The sequence below is a fragment of the Anaerococcus jeddahensis genome (assembly GCF_001182725.1).
GTDB lineage: Bacteria > Bacillota > Clostridia > Tissierellales > Peptoniphilaceae > Anaerococcus > Anaerococcus jeddahensis.
In genome coordinates this window covers 51,183-74,809 of sequence record NZ_CWHU01000003.1, presented here as the reverse complement: position 1 = coordinate 74,809, position 23,627 = coordinate 51,183, and the positions used below count along the sequence as shown (strand labels likewise).

Genomic DNA, 23,627 nt, shown 5'->3' with positions numbered 1-23,627 from the left:
AGGTGATTATGTGCTAGAAGAATGTTTGGAGATTTTTAAAAAGAATTTGGACGAAGATCCTGATATGGTTTTGAGAGGATATATTCCTAAAGATGGTAAATATTATCTTGTTACTATGAAAGAAGAAGGACCTTGGGAGGTTAGCCCAAGTTTTAAGATAAAATATGATAAAAAAGAAAAGAAAATCGAAAATCAACCATTAAATTATTCTTTTATTAGAGATTTGGATTTTAATTCCAATCTCTTAAACATGAATAAAAGTATTGACAATAAAAAATCTATTCACAGTTCTAATTATTATAGTTTTTTCTTCAAGGAAAATTCTTATGAAGATAAGATTAATAATGAGGCTATTGAAAGGTATTTTTTGGTTTTAAAAAATCCGCTCAAAAAATATAAGGATAAAGAAGCAAAAAATCTTTACTTAGAAAATGAAGGGAAATTGGGTAGCGTCAATGTAGGTGAGGCTGAAAAAATCGAAAAGTGGCTTGTTGAAAATATTGATAATAAAAATATCTTTGATATTGATACAAGCTCAAAAGATTATTTCAAAATATTTTTTATCTATGAAGATGAAGAAAAAACAAAAAAAGCCTATCAAAGAGAGCAAGATAGGTATTTACTTACCAATTTATTTAATAAGAATAAATATAATATAGAAGTTAGTGGAAAAACTTTTGGTGTTTCTGATGATAATTTAGGAATAAATGATAAAAAGCCTTATTTAGAAAATTTATCTAGAAAAGTAAAACAACCCTACCTAATAAGTGCAGATATGGCAAAATTACAAAATTTATTTTTTTCTTATCTTTCATCATCTATCAAAAGAGGCTATAAAAGAATATATTTTAATACTGGAAATAAGGAAATAAGTTTTGAAAAAAATAAAAATTTCATAGGTTTTGAATTGTTCTTGTATCCTGAAAAAAATGAAGCAGCAATTTTAGACTATAATATTTATTCAAAAGATTTTGATGATATAGAAATTCAAATTAATCAATACATTGAAGAATATTTGCCAGAAAATGCTAAAGCCGAAGATTTTTCTAAAAGAGAAGAAAAATACGGTCTTGTTACTGAAAAAAAGATACTTTTAAATAAAATAGATTCAGTTTTTTTCTATAATTACTACCAAAGAAATAAGTATAATTTGGAGAATTTGAACATAAAAGAATTGAATTTTAAAATGATAATTTTAAACTATGGGAAAAGCTTGGAATTTGCCATAATAAATAATAAAAATAAAGAAATAGTTAGGATTTTAAATAGACTTTTGGAAGATTCTATTAAATATTCTCTTTTAAATGATTATAAGACCAAGGCTATAACCCAATTTAATTATTATTTATCTTTGAAAGAATATTATGAAAAAAAGGAGGAAAATTATATGGATTTTCAAGAAAATATGAAAAGAAAGTTGGAATCAGCTGGAGATATTTCTCTTGAAGGTGACGAGGAAATCTTCTTTGCTGTAGGACAAGTTTTGAGAAAATTGCTTAATTATTCAAATATTGGCGATAAAAATTTAACCTTTATTAGGAATTTCTTGGGTGGGCAAAAAACTTCCAGGATAATTGAAAACTTAGAACATTTGCTTGTAACTTATGCACACAATATTAGCGCTAAGGATATAAGGTTTAATATGGCTGTAAGTCAAATTCTTGTTTATGAATTTGAAAAGGAAAAGGCTGATGATAAGTGGATAATGGCAGGATTTTTAGGAGAATCATATCTTTATGGTAAAAAACTAATTGAAGGAGAAGAAGATGACAGAGCTAAATAAAAGAGTTTATGGAATTATTGGTATAGGATCAAAAATGGCAAATTGGAATGCAGATTTTTCTGGATTTCCAAAATCTTTGTCTTCAGGTGAAATTTTTGGATCGGATAAGGCTTTAAAATATACTATGAAGAAAAAATGGTCTGAACAAGGCGAGAAGGTAATTTATATAAAAAGTTACACCATAGGAGATAAGGGAAATTTGATGCCTAGAACCTTAAAAGAAAGATATGAACAAGTTTTTGATACAGAAATTAAAGCTGGTGAATCAGAAAAAATTTTGACTAACTTGTTTTCTGCAACAGATGTAAAAAATTTTGGAGCTACCTTTGCAGAAAAAGGAAATAATATTTCTATAACTGGAGCTGTGCAAATTTCCCAAGGAATGAACAAATATGAAGACAGTAAAGCTCAAGTTCAACAAATCTTATCTCCTTTTAGAGATCCTAATGCAAAAGAAAAAAGTAAATCAGGAGAAGAAGCTCAAAATTCTACTTTGGGAAATAAAATTGTATCTGATGAAGCTCATTATTTCTATTCTTTTGTAATAAATCCAAAAGCTTATGATGATTACAAAAAATTAGGAGTTACAGAAGGCTATAGCGAAAAAGATTATGAAAAATTCAAATTAGCAGCAATTGATTCTGCAACTTCCTATGCAACAAATGCCAAAGAAGGAGCAAACAATGAATTTTCTATGTTTGTTGAAACAAAATTAGATACTTATCTTCCAAGTCTTGCAAATTATATTATATTTGAAAAAAATTCTGAAGAAAACTTTAAGGATAAGATAATTTTCACAGGAAAATCTATTCTAGAAAAAAGAGATGATATAGAAAAAATTCAAATTTATTATGACAATGAAAAAATAGATTTAGTTGATTTTCCAGATAATATAGAAATTTATAATATATACACAAGAGAAAAAATCGAGGCTTAATATGAAAGCTTTGAGATTTAGATTAAGTGGTAAAACAGGTTTTTTCAAACAGCCAGATGTAAATACTTATCTATATTATACTTATGGTCAAATTCATAGAGTCGCCCTTCTTGGACTTTTGGGAGCAATTCTTGGATACAAGGGCTATAACGAAAAGGACAGGGAAAAATATCCTGAATTTTATAAAAAATTAAAAGACCTTAAAATTTCTATAGTTTCAGAGGGAAATGATGGAATTTTTGATAAGAAGTTGCAAATATTTAATAATTCTACAGCTTTTGCTTCAAACGAAGAAGGTGGAAATCTAATAGTAAAACAAGTTTGGCTAGAAAATCCTTCATGGCTAATTTATATTTTATTAGAAAATGACCAAAGTGAAATGATAAAAGAATATATTTTAGATAAAAAAACAATATTTACTCCTTATCTTGGAACAAATGATCATATGGCAAATATTAGTGATTGTAAAATAGTTGATATAGGAAAAGGTGATGAAAATATTATAGATTCTCTATTTTTAGCTGAAGATTTTAAACTAAGGCTAAAAAGTAAGATTTATAAATATGAAGAAAATCTTCCATTTTTCTTAGAGGAAGACACTGAAAGATATATAAGAAAAAAAACCTTGGCAAGTAATGGAGAAGTTAGGAAAAAATCAGATAAAAATGTAATATTTAAAGATATAGATAATAATTTAAAACTTGTCTTTTACAGTGAAGAAGGAATTTATGAAGCTTGATTTTATAGTTAAAAATCCAGATCAATACCTAGGTCACATAGATGGGGTAGGAAATAGTAAAGAAAATTTACAAGACCATATTAATAAAACTTTTGGATATTACCAAAAAATTCTAGATGAAAAAAACTTGGGAAGAGTCTTTGAAAGATTTTTCCTAAGTATTTTCGATGAAAAAGAAGGATATACCCATTTTAAAGATTTAATAGATTCTGTAATACTATTTCACGATTTGGGAAAGATAAATTCGAGATTTCAAAGAAATAAATTAAAAAATTTCGAAATAGATCTTACAGATTTGGGAATAGAAGGAGAACATTCTATACTTTCATCATTTATTTATGTTTATATTTGTGTAGGGAAAATTAGAAATTTAGAAATAGATGATGAATTAAAAGAAAAATTTTATTATATTATTTTTTTAAATGCCTTTATAATTTCAAGGCACCATAGTGATTTGTCTGATTTTTCATATTCAATCAATAATTTTTTTGATTTATTTATTGATGAAAGAAGTAAATTTTATAAAACTTTAAAATATTTAAGAAAAGATAAGAATATAAAGGAAGAATTTTTTGATGATTTTGAAGAAATATCTAATGAAATTATGGATCTGATCTATGATTTTGATATGGATTCTTCTTATATAGATTTCAAAAAATCAAAATCCAAAGAAATATACATCTACACAAGATTAATCTACTCTATTTTAGTTGCAGCTGACTTTTATGCTACAACTGATTATATGAATGGATATAAGACAAAGCTTCCAAAAATAGATCAAAATGACCTTATAAAAATATATAACAATTCAAAACTCATAAAAAATATTAGAAAAAGCCAAGAAAGTAAGTCTTATGAGAAAAAAGAAAATATAAACGACCTTAGGACAAAAATTTTTCTAAATGCAGAAAAAAATTTAAAAGAAGAAAGGGATAAAAATATATTTTTCCTGGAAGCTCCTACAGGATCGGGCAAATCTAATACTGCTATGAATTTATCTTTCAAATTATTAAATGATCAGATTAATAAAATAATCTATGCCTATCCCTTTAATACCTTGGTGGAGCAAAATAAAAATACCCTCTTAAAATATTATAAAAAAACCAGCATTGAAGAAAATATTTCTATAATAAATTCAATTACTCCAATTGGAAAAGGCCAAGATGATGATTTTATGAAAGATTGGGATTATTATATAAAATCTCTCCTAGATAGACAGTTTCTCCATTCTCCTTTTATAATCACATCTAATGTAGGGCTTTTTAATACGCTTTTTTCAAATAAAAGAAAGAATATTTTTGGTCTTTATCAACTTACAAATTCTGTCATTGTTTTGGATGAAATTCAAGCCTACAGGGAAGATTTGTGGAATGAAATTATAGAAATGTTGGAGATTTATGCAAAGATTTTTAATTTAAAAATAATTATTATGTCAGCAACTCTTCCAGATCTATCAGCTTTGTTAGATGAGGATAAAAAGAGAAATATAGGAAAATTGATTAAAAATCCAAGAGAAATTTTTGATGAGCCTTTGTTTAAAAATAGGGTCAAAATAAATTATGATTTGTTGGATTTGGGAAAAATTGACTATGACCATCTTTTAAAACATATGAAAGAAAATATAGGAAATCATCAAAAAATATTGGTTGAATTTATTAGAAAAAAAGATGCTGAAAATTTCTTTAAATTAATAAATGAGGAAGAATTTTTTGAAAATTATAATATTTTAATTTTAACAGGTGATGACAATTTAAGAAGAAAGGCTCAAGTTATTGGAGAAATAAGTGGTGAAATAAGGAAAAAAACCATATTAATTGCAAGTCAAGTTGTAGAAGCTGGGGTCGATATTGATATGGATATTGGTTATAAAGATATATCTATGCTTGAAAATGAAGAACAGTTTTTGGGAAGAATTGGAAGGTCAGCTTTAAAAAATGATGCTGTAGCATATTTTTTTGATATGGCAGATGAAAAGAAAATTTATAAAAACGCCCAGGATATTTTGACATTAAGAAATAAAGATAGGAGAAAAGATCTCCAAACAAAAGATTTTTCCAGATATTTTGCCCTAAAATTACAAAAAGCAAAAAATGATAGGGACGAATATTCCTATATAAATTTTGAAAAAGATCTTATTAAATTAAATTTCGAAAAAATATCCAAACATATGGAACTGATAGATGATAATAGGCAAATGCTTGATATATTTTTAAATAGAAATTTAAAGATAGATGGAAAAGAAATAAGGGGATCTGAAATTTGGGAACAATACGTAAATCTTATTGAAAATAAAGATATGGAATATAGCGAAAAAATTGTAAAACTTTCAGAAAAGAAAGCTCAAATGTCAGACTTTATCTACAGAATTTCAAAAAGAGATTTTTTAAAATATATAGAAACAGCAAACGACATAATAGGAAATCTTGTTTATATAGAAGATGGGGAAAGATATATTTACAAGGAAAGATTAAATTATAAAGATGAAAATGATGAATTTGGGGACATAATATGAATGGAACAATAATAAATTATTATTTTCATTGTAAAAGACAGTGCTATTTGTTTGCCAACAAGTTAAATTTCGAAGATAACAGTGAACTTGTGAAAATTGGAAAAGAAATCCACTTAAATAAAAGCGAAAATAAGAAAAATGCTGAAATAAAAATAGACAATATAGTGGTTGATAAAATTACAGATAAATTTTTAGTAGAAATCAAAAAATCAGATGCAGACAAAGAAGCAGCCAGATGGCAACTTTACTATTGTCTTTATATTTTAAAGAAAAAAGGAATAATCAAAAAAGGAAAATTAGAATTTGTTGAAAACAATCAAGGCAAAAAAATAGAATATCTGGACTTGGACGATAAAAAAGAAAAAGAGCTAGAAAAATTGCTTAATGAAATAGAAGAATTTATTTCAAAAGAAGAGATTCCAAAATTTAAAAAAATAAAAGGATGCACAAAGTGTGCCTATTATGAATATTGCAAGATCTAGGTGAAAATATGGGAAAAACAAAATATCTTTTAACAGATGGACAAATAAAAAGAAAAGATAATTCTTTAGTTTATAGGGTAAATGGAAAAAATATTTATATACCCATAGAAAGCATAAGAGAGCTTTACATACTAAGCGAGACGACAATAAATACAAAATTATTAGATTTTCTTGCAAGTAAGCATATAGTTCTACATTTTTTCAATTATTACGGAAACTATTCGGGAACATTTTATACAAGAGAAAAATATATAAGCGGAAAACTCTTGGTAAAACAAGTAGAAGCCTACAAAGAAAAAAGAATAGAAATAGCTAAAAAAATAGTAGAAGCCATAGGGAAAAATATTTATCAAGTCCTATATCACTACTATAAACATGACAAAAAAGAAGTGAAAACTTTCCTTGATTATTTAAAAAATGAAATTCTAAATGAGCTTGAAAAATCAAATGACATAAAACAAATTTTATATATAGAAGGAAAAATTTGGCAAGGATTTTATGATTCTTTCAAATATTTTCTAAATGAAGATTTTATTTTAAACAAAAGAGTAAGAAGACCTCCAGATAACCCGATAAATGCCCTAATATCATTTGGAAATTCACTTCTATACACAAAAACAATAACAGCAATCTACAGGACACACTTAAATCAAGCTATAAGTTATTTGCACGAGCCGAGTGAATCAAGATTTTCTCTTTCCTTAGATATGTGCGAGGCGTTCAAGCCAATATTAGTATTTAAAACAATTTTTGATTTAGTAAATAATAGAAAAATTAGAGTAGAAGATCATTTTTTAAAAGAGCAAAATTATTGTATCCTAAACGATGAGGGTAAGAAAATATTTATAGCAGCCTTTGAAAAAAGAATAGAAACAAAATTTAAAAATGAAAAATTAAAAAGAAATGTAAGCTATCAAACACAAATAAAGCTAGATTGCTACAAATTAATAAAATATATACTAGAAGACAAAGAATTCGAACCTTATTTATTAGAAAGGAAATATTAGTGGCAAAAAATTACAATTATATATTTCTATTCTATGATGTTGGAGAAAAAAGAGTAAACAAGGTATTTAAAGTCTGCAAAAAATATTTAAATCACCACCAAAATTCAGTATTTAGAGGAGAAATAAGCCCATCAAAAATTATTGCTCTAGAAAGAGAAATTGAAAAGACAATAAAAAAAGAAGAAGACTTTGTAACAATAATAAAAATGTACAACAAAGAAACTTTCGAAGAAGAAACAATAGGAAAATACAAATCACTAGAAGAAGATATAATAATATAATTACCAGCGAAAATAAAATAATTTGAAAAAACAAAGAAAAGAAAAAAATAGAAATAGCTGGTAAAAAATCAAAAAATCTCATAAAATGGGTAATATATTGATGGGATGTATATTTAAAATGTGTATTTTATATTGGTTGATTGCTAACATTAGATGTATTGAAATTCTATAATTCCATCGGCTCCCTCGCTTGTGCCGTCTGTTGATTACTAACATTAGATGTATTGAAATATAAATTTCATAAACTGTACATCAGCATTTTCACTATGTTGATTACTAACATTAGATGTATTGAAATTGAATATTCTTCAGTTTCTTTTGATGTTGGTAGGGTTGATTACTAACATTAGATGTATTGAAATTATACACTATCATAGTGGATACTTTGTCCCACTCCGTTGATTACTAACATTAGATGTATTGAAATTTTATTTCTGCAAAATCTAATATTTGCTTATAACTTGTTGATTACTAACATTAGATGTATTGAAATATTTCCATTAGAATGGTGCCTTTTCTAATGCTTCAAATGTTGATTACTAACATTAGATGTATTGAAATTAGACTTCTTTTTGCTTCAAAAAATCCTTATTTCTGTTGATTACTAACATTAGATGTATTGAAATAAATACGGGGCCCCCCCTAGACCCCCAAATTTTGGTTGATTACTAACATTAGATGTATTGAAATAAGCTAGATGATGATATATTTTTAATCTTATTATGTTGATTACTAACATTAGATGTATTGAAATTAATATTTAAAATCTGGCGTATATTCAGCTTTTCTGTTGATTACTAACATTAGATGTATTGAAATAAAGGGAGCTTTTAAAAATCTGAATAGTGCCATAGGTTGATTGATAACATTAGATGTATTGAAATTCATCTCCAGAAATCTTTTCAGCAAGCTTTAAAGGCGTTGATTGATAACATTAGATGTATTGAAATACGCTATAATAATGCAAGTGATTTTATAGTGTCAACGTTGATTGATAAAATTAGATGTATTGAAATTATTAGGACTATCCTTATAAAACTTTAACTGTAAGGTTGATTAATAACATCAGATGTATTGAAATGTGTTTCCAAATTTTTTGATTTGGTGCGGGATAAAGGAGTCGAACTAATTATTTTATTTAGAGATATTTTATCAATAAATAATAAAAATCCCTAATATTATCGATTTGGTATATTTCATAAGAAAATGCAAGAAAAATTTTGAAATCCAATAAATAATCTTATAGATAGTATCAAAAATCCATAAAATCTCAATTATAATCAATAAAAAGATCTTGATATATAAATTAACATCAAGACCTTTTTTGTTGTAAAAATATTGAAAATTTTATTTATATCAAAATTTGAAATCGTAATTGATTTTGAATTTTTTTAATTTCTATAATAAAAATATTTACACCACAAAACCAACTAAATCAATCCTTTTTCCTTTAAATAATAATAAATCCCATCATCATCTACGCTTTTACACACATCATAGGAAATATTTTTTAAATCATCTGATCCGTTTTCCATAGAAATTCCGTATTTTACGGATTCAAACATTTCCAAATCATTGTTTCCATCACCAAAAGCCATGCATTCGTCTTTTTTTATATCATAAAATGACAAAACTTCTTCGATTGCTCTTCCTTTACCGCCGTTTTTTGGAATCAAATCTACTGCCCTGTCCCACCAAGCTGCGATTTTTGTTGTCAAAACATTGTCCATGGCTCTTTCGTATTCATTTTCTTTTATTGGTAAAATTGCTTGGTAGATTTTTTCATTTTCTATAAATTCTTCAAAATTTTTATAAACTTCTGGCTGACTTCCTCCAAAGGAAAAATATTCTTCCAAATCGGGATTTGTCCCATTACAAGCATAAATTTCCTTGCTTGCAACAGCCAAAGGCTTATCCATAGATTTTCCGTTTTCAAGTAGGGTAAATACATCTTTTTTTGAAAGGGGATTCTTGTAAATATCTTCGTTTTCATTAAAAACTAAAGATCCATTGAAATTTAAATAAATATCAAAATCAATCCCCCTAAATTTTGGAAGTTGAATTGGCGCTCTACCTGTCGCAACGCAAATTTTAATTCCTTTTTCTTTAAGCTTGTTCAAAGCAAAAGCCGACTTTTCTGAAATATCATCCTTATCAAGAGGCACAAGGGTGCCGTCCACATCGAAAAAAACTATCTTTATTTTTTTCATCTTTTCTCCTTATCTTTTCTATATGCCTACTCAACACGCTCTACTATCACTTTATATTTTTCAAAATATCCTAATTATTTATTTTGCAAAATTTTTTTATGTATTAAGTTTCGCGGGTTAAATGGCTTAAAACTTTGCCACTGGCAAACTTTTAAGCCATTTACCATATCAAAGAACACGATTTTTATATTCTTCATTATTTCTCCTAACCTTTTCTATATGCATACTCAATACGCTCTATAATCACTTTTTATTTTTTAAAAATATCATAATTAATTTTTCTACAGTAATAAATATAATCATTTATATTATAACATAAAAAAATTTGCCATATTATAGGAGCTTATTTTTGATTTTTATCGTATTTTTAAAATAAAAAGATACAGAAAAATTATTCTGTATCTTAAAATCGAATTTTTTAAATAAATCTTACAGTTTCTTCGATATTCTTACGTTTATTATGATTTTCTAAAGGTTTTACTCCTTCGTTTTTATAGCCCAAATCAATCATGGCGATGATTTTTTCGTTTTTTGGCAATGAAAATTTCTCGTGAGCCTTGTCTGGATCAAAAAAATTCACCCAACATGAATCAACCCCTTGGCTAGCTGCTGCCAAGACCATGTGACTTGCTACTATTGTCGCATCTTCAACTCCTGAATTGTATTTTTCACCGGGATAAACAAAAGCTTCGCTTTCATCAAAAGCCACAAGCAAAACAAGAGGAGCCTTGTACCTACAAGGAGTAAGCTCATCAATTTTTCTAAGGGCCGCATCCGACTTTGCTACGTAAATTCTTTGAATTTGCATATTTTTGGCGGTAGGAGCAAGCCTTCCAGCCTCAAGAATAAGGTCAAGCTTTTCTTTTTCTACTTCTTTTTCACTAAAATTTTTACAAGAATAACGACTTTTAACAAGTTCAATAAAGTCCATAAAACCTACTCTAATTATTATTTTTATAAACTTACCCAATATTATGATGAAATTGCTTATATTATTTCAATTCAATAAATGTTAATAATTAATTACTTTTCTAATTTGAAATCACCTTAGTAATATTTAAATATAATCCAAACCTCATCTCGAGCAAAGTCGAGAAATCTCTTGGTTTAATTTTAAATAAAATTGTAAAAATTTTATTCTCTTATTTCAAAATAAATTCCATAACAACCGGATTGTGGTCGGAGTATTGGAAATCTTCTTGTGTTTGAGTTTTGATATTTTTTATTTCTATATTGTCTGTTGCCAAAAATCCGTCTATTGTTGAAAGGTAGGCGTCTTTTCCTGTGTAGGGCTTATCGTTTACTACTGATGTTTTCCCGTTTTTATCAAAGTATAATTTTATATTTTCTGTAAGAAATTTTTTTGGGAAAGGACTCGGATTCCAAATTCCTTCTGGCAATTTTTTGTAAATTCCTGTAAGTTCTTGGTTGAAATCTCCTCCAACTATGACGTAATTTCCTTTTTTGTATTCTTTGTTTACAAAATTTATTATTTCTTTTGTTTGGGCAACTCTTCCTTTGTTTCCGGATTCGTAGGCATCAAGATGGACATTTACTATGACAAGTTTTTTGTCGGAATTTTTTATGTCAATATATGATGGATTGAAGGCTCTTTTTAGATTTACCAGCCTTGTTGGGAATTTGTGGGGGATTTCTTGTTGGTATCTTTTTGATTTTTTTATTTTAAAATCACTTTGGGTCATTATTCCTGATTCAACTTTTCCCATTGGTGGGATTGGATATGGAATAAAATCCGTCTTGAAATTTAGGGCAAAAGTTGTATTTCCGCCCAAAATTTTTCTGAGTTTTTCTACTTGATTTATATGGTAGGTTCTTTTTGAATTTATATCTACTTCTTGAAAAAATTTGATGTCGGCGTCAATTTTTTTGCTTGATTTTATTATATGATCTAGGGATTTTTCCACGTGATTTTTGTTTATTGGAAAGACCATTTTTCCTCCATCCATAAAAAAATCCGTATCCTTATCAAGGCCAGCGTAGCCAATATTCCAAGTCATTATTTTGTATTTTTTACCAATTTCTGGAGTTTTTTCACCCAGCCCTTTCACCTTTACATTTTCAATCTTTTCTGGCCTATATTCTCTTATCCAAAGATAGGACAAAAGTATTAAAAATCCTAAAAGAAAAATTCCTAAAATTGAAAAGATTATTTTTATTGCTTTTTTCATATTTCACCTCTTGTATTTTGGCAAATTGCCCAAAAATTTATTTTTAGTATAATATAGATACCCTAATTTTTCTTATATATAAAGGAAGGAAAAATGAAAAAAGAATTTTTAAAAAGATATTTGAAAGCGACTGGTCTTGCTTTAAAAGATTTGATCAGAGCTCTTTTGCTTACATCTGTAATAAATTTTGTTATTTTGGCAATAGGCCTTGGCATTTTTAAAATTAAATATTTTATCCTAATAGCTTTTTTGATAGCCCTAGTAGATCTTTTGCCATTTTTGGGAAGTGGAATTATTCTTCTTCCTTGGTCTGTGATTTTATTTTTGATGGGAAATCTTAGACTTTCTATAGGACTTGCAATTTTATTTGTATTGACTTTTTTAGTAAATCAAATACTTAGACCCATATTTATGGGAAAATCTGTTGGATTAAAGCCGATTTTCACTATATTAATTACAGGAATTTCCATGTTGATATTTTCTCCAGGGCTTGGGGCTCTTGTCGGATCAATTATTTCTTTGATGCTTGGAGTATTTTTTGAAGTTAAAGAGGCTTTTGATATTGAAAAAAATAAAAAAGTTTCAAACGAGCAGGAAAATTAATTATAAAAATTGTTTTAAGAAATGATAAAAGTATAGTGATAAAAAGTTGTAATTATAAATTGAAAAATATATATATTTAATTAATGGTAAATAATATATAAATTGGAGTTAATATGAAGAATGTAAAAATAATAGCAGATTCAGGATGCAATATCGATCTTGATTTGGCAAATAAATATGAAATAAAAATTCTTCCTTTTAATATACATTTTAAAGACGAATCTTACATAGACCTAGTAGATATTTCTAGGAAAGAATTTTTTAAAAAATTTAAGAAAAGCAAGGATAGGGTAAGGACCTCAACGCCGTCGATTGGTAATTTTTTGGAAATTTTGCAAGAGGAGTATGACAAGGGTTATAAAAATTTTATAGGTTTTTCTATGACCAAGAAATTTTCAGGAATGAACCAAATGATGAATTTGGCAAAAGAAATTTTTTCGTCTGACAAAGATGATGTTAAGATTGAAATTATTGACACTGATACAGCTACAACTGCAGCAATTTATCCAATAATAAAGGCGGCTGAACTTTCAAAAGAAGGTTATGATTTAGATTTTATAGTAGAAAAAACTAAGGAAAATTTAAAATATTGTAATGTAAGTGGAGTTGTAAATAATTTTGATGCCCTTTCTCGTGGGGGAAGACTTCCAAAAACCATAGCAAAACTTGCAAATCTTATTTCATTTTCCCCAATTTTATGTATAGAAGATGGGGAAATCAAGATTATAAAAAAAGTTAAGGGTAAGAAAAAATCCTACAAACTTTTTATAGAATATTTAAAAGATTTATGCAAAAAATATCCTTCCTACCATCTTATAATTGGTGGGGGAGATAGTGATAAGGAAATAGAAATTTTAAAAGAAGGATTAAAAGAAGAGATAGAGAAAGCGGAAAAATTTGATGTGATCGACATCACTCCAGTTATAGGAGTTCATTTGGGAAATGGGGTTATAGTTTGTTCAGTTTTTCCAGCTGATTAATAAAATTTTCTAATGATAAAATCAAAATAAAATTTTAAGCTTAAACTCTTAAGAAATAGAAAAAATAACATTTTAAATAATAATTTTCAGTTTATTTCTTGGAGTTTTTATTTTGTAAAATTAAAAAAGAAATATTTTTTAATTCTATAAAAATAAGTAATTATTGATTACTTCGATTTGTAAAAATCGAGGTGATTTTTTTATAAAAATTTATACAAAAATCCTTATAATAAGTCTAGATTTGACCTATTTTGTATTAAATTTAAAAATTATTATGATTATTTTTAAAAGTAAAATTTGAATTTTTTGGCTTTTATTGGATCTAGTAGACGAAATTTAAAAAGAAAACATTTGATTACAAAAATATTTTATATATATTTCAAATTTAAAAAATTAAAACCAATATAATGATATTCATTATCGGGGTTTCATTGTATAATATTCTCGTAATAATGATAATTTTTATCAGTATTTTACATAATTTTTATTCTTTTATAACTTATAAAAATATTTCACAGTTTAGCTTAAACTGATAGCTTTTTTAAATAATCGCTGATATTGACTATTATTATAAAAGACCATATAATTATAATCAATTTGAAATAATAGAAAATAAATAGCAAGGATATAGAAAGAAGGAATATATGCCAATTACATTATTAAATAATGATCAAGAAGCAGAAGTTATTAGAATAGCAGGAAATGATGAAATAAAAACTCACCTTTCAAATTTAGGTTTTGTAAAGGGGAAAAAAGTTAAATTATTTTTCTTTGATGGTGTTAATTATATTATCATGGTAGATAATAGCAAATATGCACTTAATAAAGACTTAGCAAAAAGAATATACGTAAGGGAGATATAAGATGAGAACTTTAAGAGATGTAGCGGTAGGCGAAACTGCCGTTATAAAAAAAATTAAGGGTGATGGCGCAACCATAAGAAGAATTATGGATATGGGCATCACAAAAAAAACTGAGGTTTATGTAAGAAAAATTGCCCCATTGGGTGATCCTATTCAAGTAAATCTTCGTGGTTATGAGTTAAGTATTAGAAAAGAAGATGCAAAAAATATTATAGTGGAGGAATAGATGGTTTATACAGTTGCTTTAGCTGGAAACCCTAACTCAGGAAAAACAACTCTTTTTAATGAACTAACAGGTTCAAGCCAAAGGGTTGGAAACTGGCCAGGGGTTACAGTTGATAAAAAAGAGGGAAAATTAAAAGGACACAAGGATATTATTATCCAAGACTTACCAGGAATTTATTCTCTTTCTCCTTATACAATGGAGGAAGTAGTTTCTAGGGAATATTTAGTTGATCAAAGACCAGATTTAATTGTAAATCTTGTTGATGGATCAAATCTTATCAGAAATTTATATCTTACAAGCCAATTAATTGAACTTGGGATTCCAACAATTATTGCCTTGAACATGATGGATATTGTTAAATCAAACGGCGATGTTATTGATAAAGATAATCTTTCTAAAATTTTAGGTTGTCCTGTTGTAGAAATTGTTGCTAGCAAAAAACAAGGTACAAAGGACTTAATCAATGAGATTGTAAAATCAGAAAATAAATTATCTTTACCAAATCCTTTAAAATATTCTGGAGAATTAGAAGAAGCTTTGGAAAAAATTTCTAGTGAAATTTCTGGATCTGTTGATTCTAAACTTGAAAGATATTTATCAATCAAGGCCTTTGAAAATGATGAGGATATGTTTGGAAATATTTCTTTATCATCTGATAAGAAAGAAAATATTAATAAGATAAGAGAAGATTTTGAAAAAATAGAAGATGACGTAGCTGAAGGTATTGTAACTACTGAAAGATATGAAGCTCTTGGAGAAGTTGGAGAAAAAGTTTTAAAGAAAGCTCCACCAAAGCTTTCAACAACTGATAAAATCGATAAGATAGTTACAAATAGGATTTTGGGACTTCCAATTTTCGCTCTTGTAATGTTTGTAATTTATTATATAGCAATTTCAACTTTAGGAACTGGGGCGACTGATGTTGTAAATGGATTTTTTGAAGACACAATGACACCAGCAGTAGCAGATTTTCTAACAAATATCGGAATTAGTGACGTTTTAGTTGGACTTACAACAGACGGAATCATAGCAGGAGTTGGTGCTGTACTTGGATTTTTACCACAAATGCTAGTATTATTTGCTCTACTTTCAATTCTTGAAGATATAGGATACATGGCAAGAGTTGCCTTTGTAATGGATAGGGTATTTAGAAAATTTGGACTTTCTGGAAAATCATTTATACCAGTAATGATAGGAACAGGTTGTTCAGTTCCTGGAATCCAATCATCAAGAACAATTGAAAATGAAAGAGATAGAAGAATTACAATTATGACTACATCTTTCATGCCATGTTCTGCAAAACTTCCTGTAATAGCTTTAATCGCTGGAGCATTTTTCAAAGAAAACCAAGCTTTGGTGACATTTTCATTTTATATAGTAGGAATACTTTCTGTAATAATTTCTGGAATTATTTTAAAGAAATTTAAAGACTTTGCATCAGATCCAGCTCCATTTGTTATGGAACTTCCACCATATCACGCACCAAGAGTTACTTCAGTTTTAAGAGATATGTTTAATAAAGGAATGAGCTTTGTAAAAAGAGCTGGAACAATAATTTTAGTTTCATCTATAATTATTTGGTTCTTATCAAACTTCGACTTCTCATTTAAATTGGTAGAAGCTGAATCAGAAAACTCAATACTTGCAGTTTTAGGTGGATATTTAGCAGTTTTATTTAAACCATTAGGATTTGGACAATGGCAATCAGCAGTAGCAACAATTACTGGATTTGTTGCAAAAGAAAATGTAGTTTCAACAATGGGTGTTGTTCTTGGAATAGGAGCAGATCTTAATGAAACAAATAGACAATTAATTACAGCTTTCAACCAAGCTATAGGAACACCAGTTGCTGGATATTCATTCTTACTTTTCAATATGCTTTGTATGCCATGTTTCGCAGCAGTTGGAGCTATAAAAACAGAAATGAAAAACAATAGATGGACTTTAATTGCAATAGGATATCAAATGACATATGCCTATGCTATTGCCTTTGTTTTCTATCATTTAGCAAACTTCTTTGTTTACAAACAATTTTCAATAATGACAATACTTTCTTTAATAGTTTTGGCAGGAATCTTATATCTAATATTTAGACCTGTTAAATATAAAGAAGAAAAGAGAACTTATAAACTAAATTTAGCTAGAAAATAGTAAAAAATAGAAAGGGATGATTTTATGAACTTACAATCATGGATATTTTTGCTAGTAATATTGGGCATTTGCTCTTATATTGTCTATACAAGATTTATAAAAGAAGGATCAAATTTTGGATGCAAGGATTGTGCACAAAAAAGTTCTTGTTCATCAGATACTTGCCATAGCAAAAAAGAAAAAACAAAAAAGAAATCATGCCCATATTGTGACTGATTGTTTTTTAAAAGGAGGACTTTTGCAAAAAATAAATTTGCGAAGGTCTTCTTTTTAGAATATAAAATTTTAGATTTTATATTTTTAGCTATTTGTAACTATCAAAATTTTAGCTTTTAAAATATAAAAAATTTTGCTAGAATAGAATTGATATAATTATTTTAAAATCATAGGAGGAAGAGATGATTAAGGTAAACAAAAAAATATTAAGTGCAGGCGCAGGAGTATTAGCAGGAGCAATTGGTGGAAAAATTCTTACATCAAAATTTGCAAAAAAAGCTGCAGTAGCTACAGTTCAACAAGGACTAAAGGCTAAGGGAGCAGTTGATAAAACTGTAGAAAATATTAAGCTTACAACTGATGATATTGTTGCAGAGGCTAAAGTAAAAAACGAAATCGAAGAAAGACTTGAAGCTGAAGCAAAGGCAAATCTTGATATTGAAAATGTAGCTAAAAAAGAAGCTGAAGAAAAAATAAAAGAAGAAATAAAGGAAGATTTAAAAGAAGAAGCTAAAGAGGATTAGGATGAGAGCGTCTATAAAGGCTAGAACCTTAGGTAGGTCTAGATTTTTATTTGAAGATTATCTTAAAGAATCTAACGTTAACAAATTAAAGTACAAAATCGAAAAGTTAAAAGGTGTAAAAACTTGTGAAATTTCTCCTATTTCAAAGTCTATTATTGTGAAATATGATGAGGATTATATTGAAGATATTGCAAGATTTATTCTTGATTTTGATCTTGCTTGTTTAGATGATTTTGAAATAGATGATGCAGATTTTATTCCACAAGTTGATAAATCAATTTTCCATATCCTAAGAAATGCGGCATACAAGAGAATAATTTTTGGGAAAATTATGCCAATGCCACTTAGGCCATTTTTTACAATTTTAAGGGCTTATCCTTTTGTAAAAGAGGGACTAAAATCTTTGAAAAATAGAAAAATGGATGTTGCTCTTTTGGATGCAAGTGCGATTTCAGTTTCAATTGTGACTGGACAATTTGCAGATGCAGCAAGTATTATGGCCCTATTATCCTTAGGAGAAGAGCTTGAAGATTATACTTTGAAAAAATCAAGGTTGAATTTGAAATCTTCCCTTGCTCTTAATGTAGACCAAGTTTTAGTAAAAGATGGGGACAAAAAAGTTTTCAAACACTTAAAAGAAGTTGAAGTTGGTGATTTGATTTATGTTTCTATGGGAACAACAATTCCTGTTGATGGAGAAGTTGTTGAAGGCTTTGGAATGGTGAATGAATCTTCATTTACTGGAGAAGCTAAGGCTGTAGAAAAAAATGAAAAATCTTCAGTTTTTGCAGGAACTGTCCTTGAAGAAGGAGACCTTCTTGTAAAATCTAAGAAAAAATATGATGATTCTAGGTTAAATCATATTATAAAATTAATTGAAGATAGCGAGAAAAATAAATCTTTGGCACAAATAAAGGCAGAATCTATGGCAGATTCTTTGGTAAAATATTCCTTTATTGGTGCAGGCCTAACATATTTATTAACTCGTAATTTTATAAAGGCAAAATCATTTTTGATGGTTGATTATTCTTGCGCCTTAAAACTTACAATTCCAATAGCATATATGAAAGCAATTAGCCAAGCTGGGGATGAAAATATGCTTGTAAAGGGTGGAAAATATTTTGAAAGTATAGCCAAGGCAGATACCATTATTTTTGATAAAACGGGAACTTTGACAAAGTCAGAGCCAGAAGTTAAAAGAGTAATTTCTTTTGATATTGATGAAGATGAGGCACTAAGAATTGCAGCTTGCCTTGAAGAACATTTCCCACATTCAATTGCAAGAGCGGTTGTAAAAAAAGCCAAGGAAAAAAATCTTAACCACGAAGAAATGCATTCAAAACCAGAATATATTATGGCTCATGGAATTAAATCTACAATTGATGGAAAGCCAGCCTTAATTGGTAGTGAACATTTTATTTTGGAAGATGAAAGAATAAAAATAAGTCCTGACCAAGGTGATTTAATTAATTCATTAAAAGAAGAATATTCACTTTTGTTTATGGCATTTGACAATAAATTGTTGGCAGTTTTGTGTATAGATGATCCGATTAGAAAAGATGCAAAAGAAACTGTTTCAAATCTTAGAAAATTAGGCTTTACTCATATTGCTATGTTAACGGGAGATAATGAAAATTCTGCAAGGGCTGTAAGCAAGAAACTTGACCTAGATTTTTATAAATCTCAAGTTCTTCCAGAAGATAAGGAAGAATATATCAAAAAAATGAAAGATATGGGAAGAAAAGTAATTATGATTGGAGATGGAGTCAATGATTCAATCGCCCTATCCCAAGCAGATGTGGGCATTTCTATGTCAAAAGGAGCAGATCTTGCGAAAGAAATTTCTGATGTTTCAATAAAAACTGATTCATTAAAAGAATTGGTCGATCTTATAAAACTTTCAAGAAGTGTTGACAAGAGAGTAAGAAGTGATTATGAAAAAATAATTGCCTTTAATACATTATTAATTGGCCTAGGTTTGGGTTCATTTATAACAAATACCCAATCAGCTCTCTTGCACAATATATCAACAGTTGCAATAGCAAGCGATAATATGAAAAAATATAAAATATAAAAAACCAAAGTTTAAGCTTTGGTTTTTTCTTTGAGAAAATTTAATTAATTAGTAAATAAAATTTTTAAAATATTAAAAGTAAAGAAATGCTAGGAATTAAATTAGACTAACAAAGTGATAGTTGTAAATTTTAAAATGGAAAAAACTTATGAAAAATGTATGATGGGAGTAAGACAATCGGTTTTTATAAGGAGAATTTATGTTTAATTTTAGAAATGACTATTCTGATATTTGTTATCCAGAAATTTTAGATGCTATAAAAGAAAATCTTGACCAAATAAATCCAGGATACGGGGTTGATGATCACAGCAAAAATGCTGAAAAATTGATTAAAGAAAAATTAGAAGATGAAAATGTTGATATTTATTTTATCCACGGGGGAACAGGAGCAAATATTCTTGGGGCAAGTGTAGGAATGTTGCCACAAGAATCAGTGATTTCTGCAACAAGTGGACATATTGAAGATCAAGAAGCAGGAGCAATCGAGGCTTGTGGAATAAAAATTGAAACAATTCCAACAAAGGACGGAAAGATCACAAAAAAATTATTGGAAGAAAAATATAAATCTTTTACCAACGAACACCACACAGTTCCAAGAAAAGTTTATATATCAAACACAACAGAAGTTGGAACACTTTACAGTAAAAAAGATTTGGAAGAGATTTACGATTTTTGTAAAAAACACGACTTATATTTATTTATGGACGGGGCAAGACTAGCACACGCCATGGCAAATGAAAAATCTAATCTAAAATTTAAAGATTTGACCAAGCTTTGCGATATTTTTTATTTTGGGGGAACAAAAAATGGACTTATATTTGGCGAAGCCCTTGTAATTGTAAATGATAATTTGAAGAAAAATTTTAGAAATTTGCAAAAACAGAAGGGAGCTATGCTTGCCAAAGGATTTATCACAGGAATTATGTTTGAAAGACTCTTCCAAGATGATTTGTATATAAAAGGAGCAAAAAAAGCCTACAAAATGGCAGAAAAATTGGCAAAAGGCTTTGAAGAAAAAGGCTACAAACTTGCCTATAAATTTGAATCAAACCAAGTTTTCCTAGAAATTTCAGATAAAGATATAAAAAAATGGGAAGAATTTGCTTATTTTGAAGTGGGAGAAAAAAGAGAAGATAAATTTGTTGCAAGATTTGTAACAACCTACAAGAGCAAAGAAGAAGAAATCGAAGAATTTTTAGAAAGGATTTAGTATTATGCATTACACAGGACAAGTTTATAGACCACCACTTGAGGCCTACACACCACTTTTGGAAGTAACTTACGGCTGTTCCCACAACAAGTGCGCCTTTTGCACCATGTATCATATGACAAATTTTGGAATTTCTCCTATAAAAGATGTAGAAAGTGATATTTTAGAAATTTCCATGACCTATCCAAGGCCAATCGAAAGAATTTATTTATTAAACGGAGATCCCTTTGTACTATCAACAGAAAAATTAGTAGAGATTGCAGATTTAATCCACAAATATATTCCAGAAGTAAAAACAATAACTTCCTACGCAAGTTTTTATAATTTAAAAAATAAAACCAAAGAAGATTTAAAACTCTTAAGAGAAAAAGGCTACAATGAACTTTGGTTTGGAGTAGAAACAGGAAATCAAAAAGTCCTAGACTGGCTTGATAAGGGAGCATACCTTGATGATTATAAAAAAGGGATAGAGAAAATGAAATATGCAAATATGACCTACAACGCTATAGTAATGCAAGGAGTTGCAGGAAATGGAAATTCAAAAGAAAACGCAAGAGAAACAGCAAAATTTTTAAATTTCTATCCACCAATAGGAATTTTTATAATGAGCACAGACGTTCAAAAAGGATCAAAATTATATAAAATGAGAGAAGAAGGAAATTTTAAAGAGACAACAAACAGAGAAAACCTAGAAGAGCAAATAGAATTATTAAAAAATCTAGATGTTCCAGGAGACGTCCTCTACTCATCAGGCCATATAGTAAATTTGGTAAAAGTAACATCTCACATGAGAAACAAAGAAAAAATGATAAAAAAATTAGAAGAGGCCCTGGAAAATTTAGATGAAAAAATTTTAGATTCAAAAAATATGGGCAGGGCTATTTAGAAATTTTTCTAATAGCCTTTTTTATTTTCTGAAAATTTTAAAAAAAATTCAAAAATAAAATTTTTATATAAATCCTTATAATTAATAATAAATCTTGAAAAAATTTATATTTTATGCTAGAATAAAAGCAGTATTTGGGAGGGAGTGAGTTTTGCACTCCCTTTACTTTTCGTTATTTTTATATAAATTTACGAAAAATTTTGAAAAAAATATAAGTTTATAAATTAGTCAAGATATTATATAATAAAAGTAATATTTTTAAGGAGGACTTATGACAGAAACAAGAGTTAGATTTGCACCATCACCAACAGGTTACCTCCACATCGGTGGACTTAGAACAGCACTTTTTAATTACCTTTATGCAAGACATACTGGTGGAAAAATGCTTTTAAGAATTGAAGATACAGACAGAACCAGATTTGTTGAAGGAGCCTTGGAAAATTTATTGAAGACTTTAAAATGGTCAGGAATTGAAATTGACGAAGGTGTTATGCTTGACGAAAATGGTCAAGTTACTGAAAAAGGAGACTTTGGCCCTTATATTCAATCTGATAGGGTTAAGGCTGGAATTTATGATAAATATATTGAAAAATTAATCGAAGAAGGCAAGGCTTATTATTGCTTTTGCTCAAAGGAAAGACTTGATAATTTAAGAGCAAGACAAAAAGCTGATGGACTTACTCCAAAATATGATGGACTTTGCCGTTCACTCACTTTGGAAGAGGCAAAAGAAAAAATTGCAAACGGTGAAAAATATACAGTAAGATTAAAACTTCCAAAAGATACAGATATTTCTTTTGAAGATAGGATTAAGGGAAAAATCACTTTTAATACAAATGATATGGACGACCAAGTTTTGATAAAAGAAGACGGATATCCAACTTATCATTTTGCAGTTATTGTTGATGATCACGAAATGGGAATCACTCACGTTGTAAGAGGGGACGAATGGATTTCTTCAACTCCAAAACACGTGTTTTTGTACCAAGCTTTTGGATGGGAAGCTCCAGAATATATCCACCTTCCTACAGTTTTAAATAAAGATCACAAAAAATATTCTAAGAGAAATGGAGATGGAATGGTTGAAGATTTCATCGAAAGAGGATATTTACCAGAAGGATTAATAAATTATTTAGCTCTTTTGGGTTGGTCACCTGATAGTGAAGAAGAAATTTTTACAATGAAAGAACTTGCTGACCAATTTACTTTTGATAGGGTAAATAAAACCGGAGCAGTTTTTGATGTAAGAAAACTTGATTGGGTTAATGGTCATTATGTAAGAGAAATGAGCGTTGAAGATTTGGCAGCTGCCATAAAACCATATTGTATTGAAGCAGGATTTTTCGGCGAAGATTATCCAGAAGAAAAATTAAATCTTCTTGCAGCAACTTGGCAATCAGCAATCGATAAATTTTCTGACATCAAGGATGAGGCATATGTTTATTATGTAGATGATAAAGATATGAAATGGACTGATGAAGCTGTTGAAGCTATAAAAACTGATGAGGCTAAAACTTTATTTGATGCCTTTATTGGAAAGCTTGAAGAAGTTGATGAAGTTGATCTTGATTTTGCAAAAACCATAATGAAATCTATCCAAAAAGAAACTGGAATAAAAGGAAAGAATTTATGGTTCCCAGTTAGGGCAGGACTTACAGGAAATGTTCACGGACCAGAACTTGTAAATGCCTTTGTTATTATGGGCAAGGAAAAAATGATCGACAGATTAAATTACGTTAAGGAAAATTTTTAAG

The 23,627-nt window shown here is 28.3% G+C and carries 21 protein-coding genes and 1 CRISPR repeat array; of the genes, 18 read left to right on the top strand and 3 right to left on the bottom strand.

What is annotated here, in order from left to right; genetic code table 11:
* Positions 1 to 10: 10 nt before the first annotated feature.
* The 7 genes from BN2087_RS00820 to cas2 are packed head-to-tail and all read left to right on the top strand — an operon-like array spanning position 11 to position 7,741.
* Positions 11 to 1,783 (top strand): hypothetical protein, encoded by a 1,773-nt coding sequence (locus BN2087_RS00820; protein WP_049690008.1) that lies wholly within the window; start codon positions 11 to 13, stop codon positions 1,781 to 1,783.
* Positions 1,767 to 2,720 (top strand): type I CRISPR-associated protein Cas7, encoded by a 954-nt coding sequence (locus BN2087_RS00815; protein WP_049690007.1) that lies wholly within the window; start codon positions 1,767 to 1,769, stop codon positions 2,718 to 2,720. The genes BN2087_RS00820 and BN2087_RS00815 overlap by 17 nt, the downstream gene beginning before the upstream one ends.
* A gap of 1 nt (position 2,721) precedes the next feature.
* Positions 2,722 to 3,459 carry a type I-B CRISPR-associated protein Cas5b gene (gene cas5b / locus BN2087_RS00810; RefSeq protein WP_049690006.1) on the top strand — a complete coding sequence of 246 codons (738 nt, stop codon included), beginning with the start codon at positions 2,722 to 2,724 and terminating at the stop codon, positions 3,457 to 3,459.
* Positions 3,449 to 5,971 carry a CRISPR-associated helicase/endonuclease Cas3 gene (locus BN2087_RS00805; protein WP_049690005.1) on the top strand — a complete coding sequence of 841 codons (2,523 nt, stop codon included), beginning with the start codon at positions 3,449 to 3,451 and terminating at the stop codon, positions 5,969 to 5,971. The genes cas5b and BN2087_RS00805 overlap by 11 nt, the downstream gene beginning before the upstream one ends.
* Positions 5,968 to 6,453, top strand: coding sequence for a CRISPR-associated protein Cas4 (gene cas4 / locus BN2087_RS00800; RefSeq protein ID WP_049690004.1), 486 nt, complete (start codon positions 5,968 to 5,970; stop codon positions 6,451 to 6,453). Before BN2087_RS00805 ends, cas4 begins: the two co-directional genes overlap by 4 nt.
* 8 nt (positions 6,454 to 6,461) lie before the next feature.
* Entirely contained in the window at positions 6,462 to 7,460 is a 999-nt protein-coding gene (gene cas1b, locus BN2087_RS00795) for a type I-B CRISPR-associated endonuclease Cas1b (RefSeq protein ID WP_049690003.1), read from the top strand.
* On the top strand, positions 7,460 to 7,741 hold the full coding sequence (gene cas2, locus BN2087_RS00790) for a CRISPR-associated endonuclease Cas2 (RefSeq protein ID WP_049690002.1): 282 nt from the start codon (positions 7,460 to 7,462) through the stop codon (positions 7,739 to 7,741). The genes cas1b and cas2 overlap by 1 nt, the downstream gene beginning before the upstream one ends.
* A 134-nt stretch (positions 7,742 to 7,875) precedes the next feature.
* Positions 7,876 to 8,822: a CRISPR direct-repeat array (repeat unit 31 nt; unit sequence TGTTGATTACTAACATTAGATGTATTGAAAT).
* Between the two features lie 349 nt (positions 8,823 to 9,171).
* Here cas2 and BN2087_RS00785 read toward each other — a convergent pair.
* The 3 genes from BN2087_RS00785 to BN2087_RS00775 form a co-directional block, all read right to left on the bottom strand.
* Complete coding sequence (locus tag BN2087_RS00785) at positions 9,172 to 9,951, bottom strand: Cof-type HAD-IIB family hydrolase (RefSeq protein WP_049690001.1); 780 nt, start codon at positions 9,949 to 9,951, stop codon at positions 9,172 to 9,174.
* A 418-nt stretch (positions 9,952 to 10,369) separates the two neighbouring features.
* Entirely contained in the window at positions 10,370 to 10,882 is a 513-nt protein-coding gene (locus BN2087_RS00780) for a nitroreductase family protein (RefSeq protein WP_049690000.1), read from the bottom strand.
* A gap of 211 nt (positions 10,883 to 11,093) precedes the next feature.
* Positions 11,094 to 12,140: an endonuclease/exonuclease/phosphatase family protein gene (locus BN2087_RS00775; RefSeq protein WP_049689999.1), complete on the bottom strand. Its 1,047-nt coding sequence runs from the start codon at positions 12,138 to 12,140 to the stop codon at positions 11,094 to 11,096.
* Positions 12,141 to 12,233: 93 nt separating this feature from the next.
* On the opposite strand from BN2087_RS00775, the gene BN2087_RS00770 reads away from it, so the two are divergent.
* The 11 genes from BN2087_RS00770 (at position 12,234) to gltX (ending at position 23,626) form a co-directional block, all read left to right on the top strand.
* Positions 12,234 to 12,743: an AI-2E family transporter gene (locus BN2087_RS00770; protein ID WP_049689998.1), complete on the top strand. Its 510-nt coding sequence runs from the start codon at positions 12,234 to 12,236 to the stop codon at positions 12,741 to 12,743.
* A gap of 113 nt (positions 12,744 to 12,856) precedes the next feature.
* The gene (locus tag BN2087_RS00765; RefSeq protein WP_049689997.1) at positions 12,857 to 13,723 is read left to right on the top strand and encodes a DegV family protein; all 867 of its coding nucleotides are present in this window, start codon (positions 12,857 to 12,859) and stop codon (positions 13,721 to 13,723) included.
* Positions 13,724 to 14,367: 644 nt separating this feature from the next.
* On the top strand, positions 14,368 to 14,586 hold the full coding sequence (locus BN2087_RS00760) for a FeoA family protein (RefSeq protein WP_049689996.1): 219 nt from the start codon (positions 14,368 to 14,370) through the stop codon (positions 14,584 to 14,586).
* A gap of 1 nt (position 14,587) precedes the next feature.
* On the top strand, positions 14,588 to 14,812 hold the full coding sequence (locus BN2087_RS00755) for a FeoA family protein (protein WP_049689995.1): 225 nt from the start codon (positions 14,588 to 14,590) through the stop codon (positions 14,810 to 14,812).
* Entirely contained in the window at positions 14,813 to 16,963 is a 2,151-nt protein-coding gene (feoB, locus tag BN2087_RS00750; RefSeq protein WP_049689994.1) for a ferrous iron transport protein B, read from the top strand.
* 24 nt (positions 16,964 to 16,987) lie between these two features.
* Positions 16,988 to 17,179, top strand: a complete 192-nt coding sequence (locus BN2087_RS09055; protein ID WP_102198204.1) for a hypothetical protein — start codon at positions 16,988 to 16,990, stop codon at positions 17,177 to 17,179.
* A 182-nt stretch (positions 17,180 to 17,361) separates the two neighbouring features.
* Positions 17,362 to 17,703 (top strand): DUF6110 family protein, encoded by a 342-nt coding sequence (locus BN2087_RS00745; protein ID WP_049689993.1) that lies wholly within the window; start codon positions 17,362 to 17,364, stop codon positions 17,701 to 17,703.
* Between the two features lies 1 nt (position 17,704).
* Positions 17,705 to 19,777, top strand: coding sequence for a heavy metal translocating P-type ATPase (locus tag BN2087_RS00740; protein ID WP_049689992.1), 2,073 nt, complete (start codon positions 17,705 to 17,707; stop codon positions 19,775 to 19,777).
* 199 nt (positions 19,778 to 19,976) lie between these two features.
* A complete protein-coding gene (locus tag BN2087_RS00735; protein WP_049689991.1) occupies positions 19,977 to 20,987 on the top strand; it encodes a threonine aldolase family protein in 1,011 nt (336 codons plus the stop codon).
* Between the two features lie 4 nt (positions 20,988 to 20,991).
* Positions 20,992 to 21,873 (top strand): radical SAM protein, encoded by an 882-nt coding sequence (locus BN2087_RS00730; RefSeq protein WP_049689990.1) that lies wholly within the window; start codon positions 20,992 to 20,994, stop codon positions 21,871 to 21,873.
* A gap of 271 nt (positions 21,874 to 22,144) precedes the next feature.
* Positions 22,145 to 23,626 (top strand): glutamate--tRNA ligase, encoded by a 1,482-nt coding sequence (gltX, locus tag BN2087_RS00725; protein ID WP_049689989.1) that lies wholly within the window; start codon positions 22,145 to 22,147, stop codon positions 23,624 to 23,626.
* Position 23,627: the final 1 nt, after the last annotated feature.

Excerpts from the sequence above, each read along its gene's own strand:
- BN2087_RS00760 (WP_049689996.1), top strand. The coding sequence starts at position 14,368 with ATGCCAATTACATTATTAAATAATGATCAAGAAGCAGAAGTTATTAGA.
- BN2087_RS00755 (WP_049689995.1), top strand. The coding sequence starts at position 14,588 with ATGAGAACTTTAAGAGATGTAGCGGTAGGCGAAACTGCCGTTATAAAA.
- cas1b (WP_049690003.1), top strand. The coding sequence starts at position 6,462 with ATGGGAAAAACAAAATATCTTTTAACAGATGGACAAATAAAAAGAAAA.
- BN2087_RS00780 (WP_049690000.1), bottom strand. The coding sequence starts at position 10,882 with ATGGACTTTATTGAACTTGTTAAAAGTCGTTATTCTTGTAAAAATTTT.
- BN2087_RS00730 (WP_049689990.1), top strand. The coding sequence starts at position 20,992 with ATGCATTACACAGGACAAGTTTATAGACCACCACTTGAGGCCTACACA.
- BN2087_RS00740 (WP_049689992.1), top strand. The coding sequence starts at position 17,705 with ATGAGAGCGTCTATAAAGGCTAGAACCTTAGGTAGGTCTAGATTTTTA.
- BN2087_RS00805 (WP_049690005.1), top strand. The coding sequence starts at position 3,449 with ATGAAGCTTGATTTTATAGTTAAAAATCCAGATCAATACCTAGGTCAC.
- BN2087_RS00765 (WP_049689997.1), top strand. The coding sequence starts at position 12,857 with ATGAAGAATGTAAAAATAATAGCAGATTCAGGATGCAATATCGATCTT.
- BN2087_RS00745 (WP_049689993.1), top strand. The coding sequence starts at position 17,362 with ATGATTAAGGTAAACAAAAAAATATTAAGTGCAGGCGCAGGAGTATTA.
- BN2087_RS00815 (WP_049690007.1), top strand. The coding sequence starts at position 1,767 with ATGACAGAGCTAAATAAAAGAGTTTATGGAATTATTGGTATAGGATCA.
- BN2087_RS00775 (WP_049689999.1), bottom strand. The coding sequence starts at position 12,140 with ATGAAAAAAGCAATAAAAATAATCTTTTCAATTTTAGGAATTTTTCTT.
- BN2087_RS00735 (WP_049689991.1), top strand. The coding sequence starts at position 19,977 with ATGTTTAATTTTAGAAATGACTATTCTGATATTTGTTATCCAGAAATT.
- BN2087_RS00770 (WP_049689998.1), top strand. The coding sequence starts at position 12,234 with ATGAAAAAAGAATTTTTAAAAAGATATTTGAAAGCGACTGGTCTTGCT.
- feoB (WP_049689994.1), top strand. The coding sequence starts at position 14,813 with ATGGTTTATACAGTTGCTTTAGCTGGAAACCCTAACTCAGGAAAAACA.
- cas4 (WP_049690004.1), top strand. The coding sequence starts at position 5,968 with ATGAATGGAACAATAATAAATTATTATTTTCATTGTAAAAGACAGTGC.
- gltX (WP_049689989.1), top strand. The coding sequence starts at position 22,145 with ATGACAGAAACAAGAGTTAGATTTGCACCATCACCAACAGGTTACCTC.
- BN2087_RS09055 (WP_102198204.1), top strand. The coding sequence starts at position 16,988 with ATGAACTTACAATCATGGATATTTTTGCTAGTAATATTGGGCATTTGC.
- BN2087_RS00785 (WP_049690001.1), bottom strand. The coding sequence starts at position 9,951 with ATGAAAAAAATAAAGATAGTTTTTTTCGATGTGGACGGCACCCTTGTG.
- cas5b (WP_049690006.1), top strand. The coding sequence starts at position 2,722 with ATGAAAGCTTTGAGATTTAGATTAAGTGGTAAAACAGGTTTTTTCAAA.